Here is a 12,826-nt window from a genome sequence, read left to right as displayed (position 1 = left end):
CTTCGGATCATCGACCCCAGCCTGGTACCCCGTGGACGTGTCCCCACCAACCGGTATCGGCCCCACCGGCAGGACCGACTTACCGTCCGTCGTGAGACCGATGTGAGGCACCTGCACCCGGGGCCGATTCATGACGCGACCGGCCACGGCCCCGGCCACGGCCGCGGCCGACCCCCCGCCCCCGAAATCGCCCCGGACATAAGGTCCGCACCGAGATTACCGAAGTCGTAGTGCCGCTCGACCATCAAGCTGGCACCGATACCGAACAGCCCCTCCCCGAGGGTCTCCGTCACCGGCCGCGTCAGCAGATCGGTCAGCAGATGCTTGGTGGTGTCCGACACGGCGAGCTTGCCGACCGCGCCCGCGACAACGCCAGCGACCCTGCCCAACGCCGGCCCGCCCACCGTGCCGAGGAACGCCACCGCCCCCGCGAACGCCGCCTGCTTACCGACCGTCGACCAGTTCACCCCCGGCTGCAGACCATCGGTCATCATCGACACCTCGGCCAGCAGCGCAGAACCCGGCATGAACAACATCTGCATCGCCGTGCCACTCGCCGCCGACCGCACCAACGCCGAACGCAGAATCGCCTGAATGATCGTCCGCGTCTGCGCGACGTGCGCCGCCGCCCCCACCGGATTCCAGAACCACATCGCCGCGGCGACAGCGAACTCGGCAATCATGAAGTTGAACATGGCCAACGCCGTACGCTTGCCGACCTCCGTCTCCACGAAGAACTTCTTCTCCGCCTCGACCACGGCGAGCATCAGGTCGGCCGTCTCGGCCATCTTCCCCACAAACGGAGCGGTCTGCGCCACGAACCGGTCGAAGGCCTCACCCTCCCCCGCCTGCCGGACCGCCCTGATCGTCTGCTCCAGCAACGGACCCAGCACCGTACGCACCCGACCCGCCAGCGTTCCCAGCGTGCCGATGTCATCCCGCAACAACGGCAGCTTCGCCCGGGACACCCTCATCCCGGTGAACCGTTCCAAAGCCCGCAACGCGCTCTCGTTGAGCTCAAGGGTCGCAACGGCGGCGGCCAACGCGCAACGCTCCCTTCCTGCCCCGAATCAGGGGCACCCGGTGCGGATCAGTCAACCGCGCAGGCCGCCCACCCCAGCCCCGACCACCTCGTCGACGATGACCTCGGCACCGCCCCCCCACCCGGCGGCCAAGACCCCACAGCTCGCCCCGCGATCCGACCCACGCCCTCCACCGCCACCACAGACGTAGATCACCTTCCGCTATGCGCCCCTCACCAAAGGCTAACCGTAGACGGAGGGCGGCGACCCGAGCCCCTCCTGCCCTCGCCGGTCGATTGCATCGACGAGCGTCGGCAGCACCGGTTTCGAGAGGTTACGGGCCAGCGCGACGACATGGGAGCCGAGCCGATGGGCGTACCAGGTCACGCCATGAATGCATCCTGTGTCCATGCGGGCAGTGGCACCGTCGAAACGCCGCCACCAGGCGACTGTCGACCCGGGTTGTCCACAGTGACTCGGCGTATCGGCGTCCGAGGGGTTTGATCCCTCGTCGTCCGCGTCAGCTTGACCGTTTCGTCCCCCATGGTTTGGCGCAGGGATGCCGCGTGTCGCTGCGGCGCTGGCCAGCCGGGTCGCCAGAGGCGGTCCTGGAAAGCCGCCTCGGCGACCGTGGTGACGCCTGCGGTCAGGAGCAGCTGCAGCACTGTGAAGAACGTGGGCAGGGTCCGAAGGGTCAGCTCGTCGCTCGGTGCGGCGGTGAAGTCGCCGGCGTGGACCATGCTCGCAGCTCTTCACTTGTGACCATCCGACTTAGACACTCAGATGATCACCGACGGGCTGCGAGCCCTTCACACTCGGGTCGACTTCAGCCACGAACCCCGCTCAACTTCGAAGAGCCTGAATGAGCCACCTCTGCTCATCTTGGCAGGTTGCAAGCATGGCCGAGCCCCCACCGCCCCCCCGAACCCGTCGTCAGCCGCCGCACCGTGTCCGACCCAGAAGGCAGGGCGGTGAGCCGACGTTGGTGGGACGAGGACGCCGACAGCTACCAGGCGGAGCATGGCGCATTCCTCGGAGACGTTGACCTGGTGTAGTGCCCCGAGGGCCTACGTGAAGCAGACGCCCGGCCGGCCCGACCGCGGGGCGGGACACGGGCCGGCGAGTCGGGTCGGCCCGACCCGCCGGGCGGGCGGGCACAGCAGCGTCAACGCCAGCAGATCCGCCGCGCGGGACGGGTGCGCGGCCGGTCGGGCCCGCCCGTACGAGGGACTATACGGCGATACCACCCTTGTGCACCTTTGGCCAAATAAGGTCGACAAGTCATCCGCTCCTCGCCATCTCCCATGGGGTGAGCCATGCCCGAACGGACACCAGCTGGGACCGGCCGGGACCGCGGGACCGCGGTCCTGGCACCGGCCCACTTCGGCGGCTATCCGGGCCCGGTGCGTCCGGCGTTGCCCGGCAACAAGCTGATCAAGCTGCTCGGCACCACGGACGCCAAGCAGATCGGCCTGCTCTACCTGGTCACGTCGTTCTTCTTCTTCATCGCCGCCGGCATCGAGGCGCTGCTCATGCGCGCCGAACTGGCCCGCCCGGGGATGCAGTTCCTGTCGCCCGAGCAGTACAACCAGCTGTTCACCTCGCACGGCACGATCATGATGTTCCTGTTCGCCACCCCGCTGGCGTTCGCCTTCGGCAACTACCTGGTGCCGCTGCAGATCGGCGCCCCGGACGTGTCGTTCCCCCGGCTGAACGCCCTCGCGTACTGGCTGTACCTGTTCGGCGGCATGATCGTGCTGGGCTCGTTCATCGCGCCCGGCGGCGCGGCCGACTTCGGCTGGACGGCCTACGCGACGCTGAGCGAGCCGGAGCACTCGCCCGGCGTCGGCGGCAACATGTGGATCATCGGGCTGGTGCTGTCCGGCGTCGGGACCATCCTCGGGTCGGTCAACCTGATCACCACGGTCCTGATCCTGCGGGCGCCCGGCATGACGATGTTCCGGATGCCGCTGTTCACCTGGGCGATGTTCATCACCGCCCTGATGGCGGTCGTGGTCTTCCCCCTGCTGTCGTCCGCGCTCCTGGCCCTGCTGGCCGACCGGGTCCTCGACGCCCACGTCTACGACGCCGACCACGGCGGGCCGATCATCTACCAGCATCTGTTCTGGTTCTTCGGCCATCCCGAGGTGTACATCGTCGCGCTGCCGTTCTTCGGCATCATCAGCGAGGTCATTCCCGTCTTCTCCCGCAAGCCGCTGTTCGGCTACAAGAGCATGGTCCTCGCGCTGTGGGTGATCTTCTTCTACTCGATGAACGTGTGGGCGCACCACATGTTCACCACCGGCCAGGTGCTGCTGCCGTTCTTCTCCGCCCTGACCTTCATCATCGCCGTGCCGACCGGGGTGAAGTTCTTCAACTGGATCGGCACCATGTGGAAGGGACAACTGACCTTCGAGACGCCGATGCTCTTCGCCGTCGGCTTCCTGGTCACGTTCCTGCTCGGCGGGCTCACCGGCGTCCTGCTGGCGAGCCCGCCGGTGGACTTCCACGTCCAGGACTCCTACTTCGTGGTGGCGCACTTCCACTACGTGCTGTTCGGCACGATCGTGTTCGCGGCGTTCGCCGGGGTCTACTTCTGGTTCCCGAAGATGACCGGCAGGCTGCTCGACGAGCGGCTCGGCAAGCTCCACTTCTGGACCATGCTCGTCGGCTTCCACACCACGTTCCTCGTGCAGCACTGGCTGGGCAACGAGGGCATGCCCCGCCGCTACGCCGACTACCTGCCCGGCGACGGCTTTACCACGCTGCACACCGTCTCCACCATCGGGTCGTTCATCCTCGGCACGTCCACCCTGTTCTTCATCTACAACGTGTGGAAGTCCTGGCGCTTCGGCGCCACCGTCTCCGTCGACGACCCCTGGGGGTACGGCAACTCGCTGGAGTGGGCCACCACGTGCCCGCCCCCGCTGCGCAACTTCGACCGCATGCCCCGCATCCGCTCCGAGCGCCCCGCCTTCGACGCCAAGTACGGCCCCCTGGTCGCCGACCTCGGCCGGGACCTGCCCCAGCGCGCCGCCCGGCCGCCGCAGCACTTCGCCGAGGAACTGCACCACGTGCCGCGCCGGCCCGAGGCGCCGAGCCCCACGGGCGCGCGCGGCGTCGAGGAGGTGGAGGAGTTCCAGCCGCTGCCCCAGTCGGGCGCCCGGCCGGTCCACGTCCCCGCGCCCGAGGAGGTACGCCGGCCCAGCTTCGAGGAGACCCGCGAGGCCGACTCGGACCCGCTGGACTCGGAGCGCGACGGGGCCCGGCTGAGCCCGCCGGAGTGGCGCGATCCCGGCGAGGCGGACCGCGACAGGTAGCGAGCGCCGCCCCTGCGGGCGCCGCCGCCCCGCCCAGCTCTCCGGCGGACAGCAGCACCGCGGCGGGAGGCCCCGTGCCGCCCCCGCACGGGCCGGCGCGCCCGGCCGAGCCGGTCGTGCGGGGTGTCGCCCGCCGGCCGGTGACGCGCCTGCCCCTCGACGGGCGGGCGGCTACGGCCCGGGCGCCGGGGGCTCCCCCGAGATCAGGGCCAGGCCGGTCTCCGGGTCGACCCGCTTGGCCAACTCGGGCGCCACCTCGGAGACGACCACCTCCAACGTCGGCCAGACCCGGCCCCGCAGCAGGTGCCCGCCGACGGTGCCGCCGTCCGACCGGCCCAGCACCGCGTGCACGTGCAGGGCGGGCTCGCCGTCCTGCTCCGCCACGTCGCCGATCAGGGACAGCACCTCCACCTGCTCGGTCACGGGGATGCGGCGGTAGTCGCCGCGGTCCCGGTCGAACCAGCCGACCTCCGCGTCGGCGAAGCCGCCCACGGCGGTCACCCGCGCGGCGAGCACCCGCTGCTCGCGCAGGGCCGCCCCGACGGCCGCCACCGCCTCCTCCCCCTTGTCGCACACCAGCACGAGGACCCGTCCGGTCTGGTGGCGTACCTCCCGGGCCCTCACGGCCGGCCGTCCCGTCCGGCCGCCGACCGACGTTGCCGGGGCGTCCCCGTCCTCGCGTCCATCGCCTCTCCTCTCCTGTGGCTCATGTCGGCCCACCGCCCGTGGGCGCCTCGTCCCGGGACTCCGGCCGCGGCGCGGCCCCTTCGCCTGTCGCCCGGTCCTGGGCCGGCCGGCGGCGGTTCCGCCGCCAGTCGAGGACGATCCCGACCAGCAGCGAGCCGGCCGCGGCGGCGCGGCCCCACCGGCGCAGGGCGGTCCGCAGCGGGCCGGGCGGCGGGGGCGGCGGCGGGCCGGGCACCACCACCTGGTCGACCCCGGGGTACGCGAGCCGCGCGGCGGACGCCGCCTCGTCCTCCGACCGCAGCGCCTGGTTGCCGGTGATCACCGACCGCCGGGGCTCGTCGCGGTAGCGCCAGCGCCACACGCCGTCCTCGGTCCACATCTCGACGCGCTCGCCCGGCCGGTCCCGCGCGGGCCGCTCCGGGGCGTCGACCGCCTTTCGTCGGGGCGCGGGGCGCCGGGCGGCACGCAGGTCCGCCCGGGTCAGCTCGCCCGGTCCGGCCGCGTCGCCGCGGCGCAGCGCCCGGGCGGCCAGGAACGCGAGCGCGCCGGACAGGACCGGCAGGACGAACACCAGCACCCGGAAGGTGTTCAGCAGGTCGTAGACGGGCACCCGCAGCAGCCGGGCGAGGATGTCGTCGCCCGCGGCGACCACGAGGACGGCGAAGAAGGTCAGCACAGCCACGCCGATCGCCAGCCGGACGGGGTGGTCGCGGGGGCGGTCGAGCAACTGGTGTGGCAGCCGGTCCCTCGTGCACAGCCGCTCGACGAACGGCCACGCGTACAGGGCGAGGAAGGTCAGCCCGCCGAGCACCACGCCGGGGAGGAACGGCGCCGGCACGAGGTGCCCGGCGATCCGGAACTCCCACGGCGGGAAGAGCCGCAGCGCGCCGTCGCCCCAGGCGACGTACCAGTCTGGCTGGGCGGGCGAGGTGGACTGGGCGGGCTCGAACGGGCCGTACAGCCAGACGGGGTTGATCTGCACCAGGCCGCCGAGGGCGAACAGGACCGCCAGCACCCAGGCGAACAGGGCGAGCGAGCGCAGGGCGTAGCTCGGCCACAGGCGGGAGCCGACGACGTTGTGCTCGGTGCGGCCCGGGCCGGGGAACTGGCTGTGCTTCTGCCGCACGATGACCCCGAGGTGCAGCGAGACGAGGGCGACGAGGGCGGCCGGGACCAGCAGGACGTGGGTGACGAACAACCGCGGGATCATCTCCTCCGACGGGAACTCCCCGCCCAGGGCCAGCGCGGCCAGCCACGCCCCGACCAGCGGGATCGACTCGACGACGGAGACGATGATCCGCAGCCCCATCCCGGAGAGCAGGTCGTCCGGCATGGAGTACCCGGTGAACCCGTTGGCCAGCGCGAGCGTCAGCATGGTCACGCCGACCAGCCAGTTCAGCTCGCGCGGCTTGCGGAACGCGCCGGTGAAGAAGATCCGCGTCAGGTGCACGGCTATCGCCGCGACGAACACCAGCGCGGCCCAGTGGTGGGTCTGCCGGATCAGCAGGCCGGCCCGGACGTCCCAGCTCAGCCGCACGGTCGAGGCGTACGCGGCGGACGTGGTCGCGCCGTCGAGCGGGGCGTACCCGCCGCGGTAGACGCGGTCGGCGGAGCTGGCGTCGAAGAAGAAGGTGAGGTAGACGCCGGTGAGGATCAGCGCGACCAGCGAGTAGAGCGCGATCTCGCCGAGCATGAACGACCAGTGGTCGGGGAACACCTTCGCGAGCGCCCGGCGGGCGACCGGCGACAGGCGCAGCCGGTCGTCCAGCGCCCGGGCCAGCCGGTCGACGATCACGGCGTGTCCCAGAAGCCGGCGCCGGGCGGCGCGGTGAAGTCGCCGGTGGCGCGGAGGAAGCCGTCCGGGCCGACCTCGATCGGCAGCCCGGGCAGCGCGCGGGCGGCCGGCCCGGCCACCGGGCGGGCTCCGGCCAGCAGGTCGAACGACGACTGGTGGCAGGGGCACAGGATCCGACCGGTGCCCTTGAGGTAGAGCCGCACCGGGCAGCCGGCGTGCGTGCAGAGCAGCGACCACGCGGCCAGCCCGTCGAGGTGGCCGCCGGCGGGGGGCCGGGAGAACCGGGCCGGTTCGAGCCGTACCGCGAACGCGGGGGCGTCCCCGGCGCCCGCGTCGCCCTCGGGGAACACGGCGACGAGGGTGTCGGCGGGCACGTCCCGCGGCCGCAGCGGCCGGCCGTTGTCGTCGACCAGCCGTACGCCCGGCCCCCACGGCGTCTCCCCCAGCGCCCGGACGGGTCGGGCACCGGGCCGGGGCAGCAGGGAGCGCAGCGGGAACAGCGCCGCCGCGCCGAGGGCGGTCAGCGCCAGCCCCAGCGCGGCGAGCAGGCCCCGGCGCCGTACGGGGCTGTCCGGCGCGGTGAGCGCCGCCGCGGTCAGCGCCTGTTCGTCCGGGGCGGGGGCGAAGCCCTCGTGCTCCTCGACGTAGCCGCCGCCGGGCGCCAGGTGCCGCCCCCAGAGGGCGAGGCCCACGGCCAGCCCGGCGAACGCCACCGCGAGCCCGACGCCCTCCCACCGGGTCCCCCCGCCCAGCCCGTACGCGGCGGCGAAGCCGACGGCCCCCGCCGCGCTGACGAGGAACGCCGCGACGATTCCGCGGCTCGCCCCGGAGCCGGTCGGCGACGGTGGACGGTCGGCCCGCACCGCGACGACCTGGCCCTCGCCCTCGGCCCGCTGCCGGCCGGTCACTGGCCCGCCCTGCTGCCCAGCCACCGCACGGCGCCCACCAGCAGGGCCAGCGTGACCAGCCAGGCGACGAGGCCCTCGGTCGACGGGCCGAGCCGGCCCAGCGGGTGGCCGCCGCGGTCCAGCCGCTCGCCGCGCAGCTGCCGTACGTAGGCGGCCAGGTCGTCCACCTGCGCGTCGCTGAGCACCTGGCTGGGGAAGGCCGGCATCAGTCCGGGGCCGACCCGGACGGCCTCCGCCACCTGCACCGCCGTGGACTCGTACAGCGGCGGGGCGACCCACCCGTTGGTGAGGACGGCTCCGGCGCCGGCCGCGCCGTGGCAGGGCGCGCAGTTCGCGGCGAAGACCTCCCGGCCGGCGGGCATGTTCCCCGGGGCGACCCGGGGGATCGCCGGTCCCCCGCCGCCGAACGTCCCCACGTGCTCGACGATCGCGGCGATGTCCTCGGCGGAGAACACCGGCCTGCGGCGCGGGGCCTGCTGGACCTCGTGGGACGCCGGCATACGCCCGGTGGAGAGCTGGAAGTCCACGTTGGCCGCGCCGACGCCCACCAGCGACGGCCCGCGCTGCGCCCCCTGCCCCCGCGGCCCGTGGCAGCTCGCGCAGTTCTGCAGGTAGAGCTGGGTGCCGCGGTCGCCGGGGCCGGAGGACGCCACCGCGCCCGACGGCGTGCCGCCGGGCCGGGAAGCCACGGCGTGCGCGGCCGAGTATGGCCGCGGAGCCGCGGCGAGCGCGGACGGACCCGGCCCCGGAGCCGCGGCGAGCGCGGACGGACCCGCGGCGAGCAGCAGCACCGCGCCCACGGCGAGGGCCCGGCGGGGGCGCGGCCCCATCCGTGCGTGCTGTGCCGGCCGTCGCATCGTCAGTCCAGGGTGTAGAGGTAGGCGGCGATGTCCTGGGCGTCGATCGCGCCGACGCCCAGGTTGGGCATGGCCGTGCCCGGCTCGACCGACTGCGGGTCGGAGATCCACCTCCGCAGGTTGTCGGCGTTGTTGGGCAACTCACCGGCGATGTAGGAGCGGGCGCCGAACCGGGTCAGGGGCGGACCGACGAGGCCGTCGGCCTGGCGCACGCCGGGCACGGTGTGGCACGACCCGCAGCCGTACTCGGCGATCAGCCGGGCTCCCCGGTCCGGGTGTCCGGCGCGGGACTCGGGTGGCGGCGGCGGGGGTGTCGAGTCGCAGCCGGTCACCGCCACGGCCGGCAGGACCAGGAGGGCCGCGCCGAGCGCCCAGAGCCGAGGGGGCAGCCTCATCGCAGCATCCCTTCCGTGTCGGCCGTGGGCACCGGCGGGCCGCCGGCCGGGCCCGGCCCGGCGGGCAGGCCGCCGGGCCGGGCCCGGTCCATCCGCAGCAGCCACCGCAGCAGCAGCGCCAGCGCGACGAGCAGGGCGACCAGGTCCATCGGCGCCCACATCAGCAGGCCGGCGAGCTGCTGGTCGGTCAGCGGGTCCGGGCCCAGGACCCGGGCCGGGTAGACCGGTTCCGGCGCGAACGTGAGCACGGCACCGAGGGCCGAGGCGGGGAGCATGGCGCCGACCAGCAGCAGCACCGCCACCGGGGCGGGCGCGCGGTGCCGGGACGCGCCGAGCACCGGTGCCCAAAACAGCCAGGCAGTCGCCACGAGGCACAGGTGCTCGGCGGCGTGCACGGCGGGGCGGTCCACCGCGGCGACGTACGGCCCGGGCAGGTGCCAGAACCACAGCACGCCGGTCTGGGCGGCGGCGGCCAGCAGGGCGTACGCGGTCGGCCGGCGCAGCCGGCGCAGCGGCGGCGCCACCCGCCACCGGGCGAGCAGCCGGCGCGCCGACCGCGGGACGGCCAGGCTCAGCGGCAGGCCCGCCGCGCCGGCCGCGAGCAGCGGCCCGGCCACCAGCAGGAGCAGCATGTGCTGTGCCATGTGCCCGGCGAACGAGGATTCCGCCAGCTCGTGCACCGGCCCGCGGTCCGCCGCGAGCGTCACCACCGCACCCGCGCCGAACGCCGCCACCCGCCGGCCGGGCAGCACCCGCCCGCGCCCGCGCCGTGCCCACAGTTCCTGGACCCCGCGCCCGTAGCCAGCCAGCAGCAGGCAGGCCGCGACGAGGACCAGCATGGTCAGCAGGCCCTCGGCCAGCGGGTCCTGTCCGGGCCCGTGCGCCCGGTGGAGGGTCAGCGCTGGCATGGCGGCAGCACCAGCACGGCGACCCCGCCGAGCGCGATGATCGTCAGGAACAGCAGGTTGCTCCAGATGCCCACCGCGGCGAGCATCCGGGACCGGCCGAGCGCGGAGTCCCCGCCGGCCGGCCGCGCCCGCGTCGTCCGCCGCCACGCCAGGACGGCCACGAGCAGCGACCCCACGGCCGCCAGGCCGGGGATCACCACGGCGAGCCCCACCGCCTCCCAGAGCGGTACGGCGGCGACGCGCTCGGACCCGGACGCGCAGGCGAGTTCGCTCAGGCTCCAGGCGGCGAGCGCGTGCACCGACCAGGCGACGGCGCCGCCGAGCACGCCGTACCAGAGCAGCAGGCCGCCGGCCAGGCGGGCGTGGGGTCCGGGCGGGGCGCTCATCACAGCCGCGGGGAGAGGTAGATGGTGAACAGGATGCCCACCCACACGACGTCCACGAAGTGCCAGTAGATGGCGACGTTGCGGACCCGCTCGTGCCGGCGCGGGCCGAAGCCGCCGCCGCGCAGCGAGGCGGCGAGCAGCCAGCTGATCATGGTCAGTCCGACCAGGACGTGCAGGCCGTGGAAGCCGGTGATGACGTAGAACAGGGAGCCGTACGCGTTGGTGGTCATGGTGAACATGTGCAGCTTCTCGTCGTACTCGGTGGCCTGCAGCGCGAGGAAGCTGGTCCCCATCACCAGGGTGGCGGCCATCCCGCAGCGCAGCCGCCAGCGCTGGCCGCGGCGGATGCCGTGCTCCGCCCAGATCACCGGCAGGCTGCTGGGCACCAGGATCGCGGTCATCACCAGCGGCTTGAGCAGCGTCGGCTCCTCGATGCCGGGCGGCGGCCACTGCGGGCCGTACTGGAAGCGCAGGTAGAAGTAGCTGCCGAGCAGGCAGGCGAAGAGCGTGGCCTCGGTCGCCACGAACATCACCATGCCCCACCAGCCGGTGGGCCGGCCCGCCGGCAGTTCCGCGCTGAACGCCTCGGCGCCGGTGGCGGCCGCGACTCCGCTTCGCCCACTCACGGGCCCACCTCCTCCTGCTCCGGCAGCCGGGGCGGCCAGAGCCAGACGGCCAGGGTGGCGGCGACGGCCAGGGCCGCGACGACGGCCACCGGGTACCAGGCCAGGAGGAGGGCGGTGAAGCCGAGCAGCAGCGCGCCGGCGAGCGCGAGTGGTTTCAGCGTCGACTCCGGCATCGCCACCGCCCGCTCCTGGCGGGCGTCCAGTTCGCTGGTGAGCAGCGTGCGGCGTCCCCCGCTGAGGACGCGGTCGGCGCTCGCCCCCGGGCCGGTCGACTCGGCGGTGCGGGCGTCCCAGGTGGGGTGCAGGCTGTGCACGCGGGGCAGGACGGGGAAGTTGTACGGCTCGGGCGGCGACGCGGTCGACCACTCCAGCGTGTCGCCGCCCCACGGGTCGGGCGGGGCGGGCCGCCCGCGGCGCAGCGTGTGCACCACGCCGACGATCGTCAGCAGCACCCCGAGGGCGAGGAGGTACGAGCCGATCGTGCTGACCAGGTTCCAGCCGGCCCAGCCGGCGATGTTCGGGTACGTGTAGACGCGCCGGGGCATGCCGAACAGACCGTAGAGGTGCATCGGGAAGAACGTGACGTGCATGCCCGTGAAGAACAGCCAGAACGCCCAGCGGGCCAGCCCCTCGTGGTACATCCGCCCGGTGATCTTCGGCAGCCAGTAGTAGACGCCGGCCAGCATCGGGAAGACCGCGCCGCCGATGAGCACGTAGTGGAAGTGCGCCACCACGAAGTAGGTGTCGGTGGTCTGCTGGTCGAACGCGGTCACGGCGAACATCGCGCCGGTGAACCCGCCGAGCACGAACGTCACGATGAAGCCGATCACGAACAGCAGCGGCACCCGCAGGACCAGCCGGCCGAGCAGCATGGTGGCCAGCCAGGCGAAGATCTGCACGCCGGACGGGATCGTGATGATCGTGCTGGCCGCGCTGAAGAAGCTGAACGACAGCTGCGGCAGTCCGGTGGCGAACATGTGGTGCACCCAGACCCCGAACGAGATGATCGAGATTGACACGATCGCCAGCACGACCAGGACGTAGCCGACCACTCCCCGGCGGGTGAACGCGGGCAGCACCGCCGAGACGATGCCCAGCGCCGGCATCACGATGATGTACACGTCGGGGTGCCCGAAGATCCAGAACAGGTGCTGCCAGAGCAGCACGTTCCCGCCGTGGGACGGGTCGAAGAAGTGCGTGCCGAACCGGCGGTCGAGGAACAGCATGGCGTTGTCCGCGTTCAGCGCCGGCAGGGCGAAGACCACCATGAACGCGGTGGCCACGATCGCCCAGACGAACAGCGGGACCCGGTTGAGCGACATCCCGGGCGCGCGCAGCTTGAGCGCGGTGACGATGAAGTTGATCGCCCCGGAGGTGGTGGAGATGCCGAGGAAGAGCAGCCCGAGCGCGTAGACGTCCATGTGCAGGCCGGGGTTGTTCTGCTCGTCGCTCAGCGGCACGTACCCGAACCAGCCGTTGTTGGGGGCCGCGCCGAAGGGCAGGCTCGCCCACATGAACAGCCCGGCGAACAGGAACACCCAGTAGCCGAAGGCGTTCAGCCGCGGGAACGCCATGTCCCGGGAACCGATCATCAACGGGACGAGGAAGTTGCCGAAGCCGAAGAGCATCGGGGTGGCGAACAGGAAGACCATCGCCGTGCCGTGCATGGAGAAGAGCTGGTTGTACTCCTGCGGCGCGACGAGCCCCGACTCGGGCCGGCCGAGCTGCGTACGCATCACGAGCGCGCTGAGCCCGGCGAGGACGAAGAAGAACCCGGCGGTGACCAGGTAGCGGCGCCCGATCTTCTTGTGGTCGACGGTGCTGAGCCAGGCCCGTAGCGAGGGGCGTTCCTCCCAGTGCGCCGCCAGCCGCTCCAGGTCCTCCCGGCCGACGCCGGCCGATGGCGTGCTCGTCGTGGACAT

The 12,826-nt window shown here is 73.1% G+C and carries 13 protein-coding genes; 1 reads left to right on the top strand and 12 read right to left on the bottom strand.

Annotation, left to right across the window (positions count from 1 at the left end):
* Positions 1 to 128 precede the first annotated feature (128 nt).
* The 3 genes from JD77_RS22415 to JD77_RS33970 all read right to left on the bottom strand — a co-directional run bounded on the left by JD77_RS22415 (position 129) and on the right by JD77_RS33970 (position 1,762).
* A complete protein-coding gene (locus JD77_RS22415) occupies positions 129 to 1,043 on the bottom strand; it encodes a hypothetical protein (RefSeq protein WP_145776044.1) in 915 nt (304 codons plus the stop codon).
* Between the two features lie 222 nt (positions 1,044 to 1,265).
* The gene (locus JD77_RS32415; RefSeq protein ID WP_170286313.1) at positions 1,266 to 1,409 is read right to left on the bottom strand and encodes a hypothetical protein; all 144 of its coding nucleotides are present in this window, start codon (positions 1,407 to 1,409) and stop codon (positions 1,266 to 1,268) included.
* Positions 1,406 to 1,762, bottom strand: coding sequence for a hypothetical protein (locus tag JD77_RS33970; RefSeq protein WP_246140838.1), 357 nt, complete (start codon positions 1,760 to 1,762; stop codon positions 1,406 to 1,408). The genes JD77_RS32415 and JD77_RS33970 overlap by 4 nt, the downstream gene beginning before the upstream one ends.
* A 576-nt stretch (positions 1,763 to 2,338) precedes the next feature.
* Here JD77_RS33970 and ctaD (JD77_RS22405) point away from each other — a divergent pair.
* Entirely contained in the window at positions 2,339 to 4,342 is a 2,004-nt protein-coding gene (ctaD, locus tag JD77_RS22405; RefSeq protein WP_145776043.1) for an aa3-type cytochrome oxidase subunit I, read from the top strand.
* A 171-nt stretch (positions 4,343 to 4,513) separates the two neighbouring features.
* On the opposite strand, the gene JD77_RS22400 is transcribed toward ctaD (JD77_RS22405), so the two are convergent.
* The 9 genes from JD77_RS22400 to ctaD (JD77_RS22360) all read right to left on the bottom strand — a co-directional run bounded on the left by JD77_RS22400 (position 4,514) and on the right by ctaD (JD77_RS22360) (position 12,826).
* Positions 4,514 to 4,966 carry a PPC domain-containing DNA-binding protein gene (locus JD77_RS22400; RefSeq protein WP_145776042.1) on the bottom strand — a complete coding sequence of 151 codons (453 nt, stop codon included), beginning with the start codon at positions 4,964 to 4,966 and terminating at the stop codon, positions 4,514 to 4,516.
* A gap of 82 nt (positions 4,967 to 5,048) precedes the next feature.
* On the bottom strand, positions 5,049 to 6,824 hold the full coding sequence (qcrB, locus tag JD77_RS22395; RefSeq protein WP_145776041.1) for a cytochrome bc1 complex cytochrome b subunit: 1,776 nt from the start codon (positions 6,822 to 6,824) through the stop codon (positions 5,049 to 5,051).
* Positions 6,821 to 7,732: a QcrA and Rieske domain-containing protein gene (locus JD77_RS22390; RefSeq protein ID WP_170286512.1), complete on the bottom strand. Its 912-nt coding sequence runs from the start codon at positions 7,730 to 7,732 to the stop codon at positions 6,821 to 6,823. The genes qcrB and JD77_RS22390 overlap by 4 nt, the downstream gene beginning before the upstream one ends.
* Positions 7,729 to 8,562 (bottom strand): cytochrome bc1 complex diheme cytochrome c subunit, encoded by an 834-nt coding sequence (qcrC, locus tag JD77_RS22385; RefSeq protein WP_170286511.1) that lies wholly within the window; start codon positions 8,560 to 8,562, stop codon positions 7,729 to 7,731. The genes JD77_RS22390 and qcrC overlap by 4 nt, the downstream gene beginning before the upstream one ends.
* A 29-nt stretch (positions 8,563 to 8,591) precedes the next feature.
* A complete protein-coding gene (locus JD77_RS22380; protein WP_145776038.1) occupies positions 8,592 to 8,984 on the bottom strand; it encodes a c-type cytochrome in 393 nt (130 codons plus the stop codon).
* The gene (locus JD77_RS22375; protein ID WP_145776037.1) at positions 8,981 to 9,892 is read right to left on the bottom strand and encodes a cytochrome c oxidase assembly protein; all 912 of its coding nucleotides are present in this window, start codon (positions 9,890 to 9,892) and stop codon (positions 8,981 to 8,983) included. Before JD77_RS22375 ends, JD77_RS22380 begins: the two co-directional genes overlap by 4 nt.
* Complete coding sequence (locus tag JD77_RS22370; protein WP_145776036.1) at positions 9,880 to 10,278, bottom strand: hypothetical protein; 399 nt, start codon at positions 10,276 to 10,278, stop codon at positions 9,880 to 9,882. Before JD77_RS22370 ends, JD77_RS22375 begins: the two co-directional genes overlap by 13 nt.
* Positions 10,278 to 10,904, bottom strand: coding sequence for a cytochrome c oxidase subunit 3 (locus JD77_RS22365; protein ID WP_145776035.1), 627 nt, complete (start codon positions 10,902 to 10,904; stop codon positions 10,278 to 10,280). Before JD77_RS22365 ends, JD77_RS22370 begins: the two co-directional genes overlap by 1 nt.
* Positions 10,901 to 12,826: a cytochrome c oxidase subunit I gene (gene ctaD / locus JD77_RS22360; protein ID WP_145776034.1), complete on the bottom strand. Its 1,926-nt coding sequence runs from the start codon at positions 12,824 to 12,826 to the stop codon at positions 10,901 to 10,903. The genes JD77_RS22365 and ctaD (JD77_RS22360) overlap by 4 nt, the downstream gene beginning before the upstream one ends.

The organism is Micromonospora olivasterospora, assembly GCF_007830265.1.
Classification (GTDB): domain Bacteria; phylum Actinomycetota; class Actinomycetes; order Mycobacteriales; family Micromonosporaceae; genus Micromonospora; species Micromonospora olivasterospora.
The sequence above is the reverse complement of the archived record's forward strand: the minus strand, read 5'-3'. Positions and strand labels throughout refer to the sequence as shown.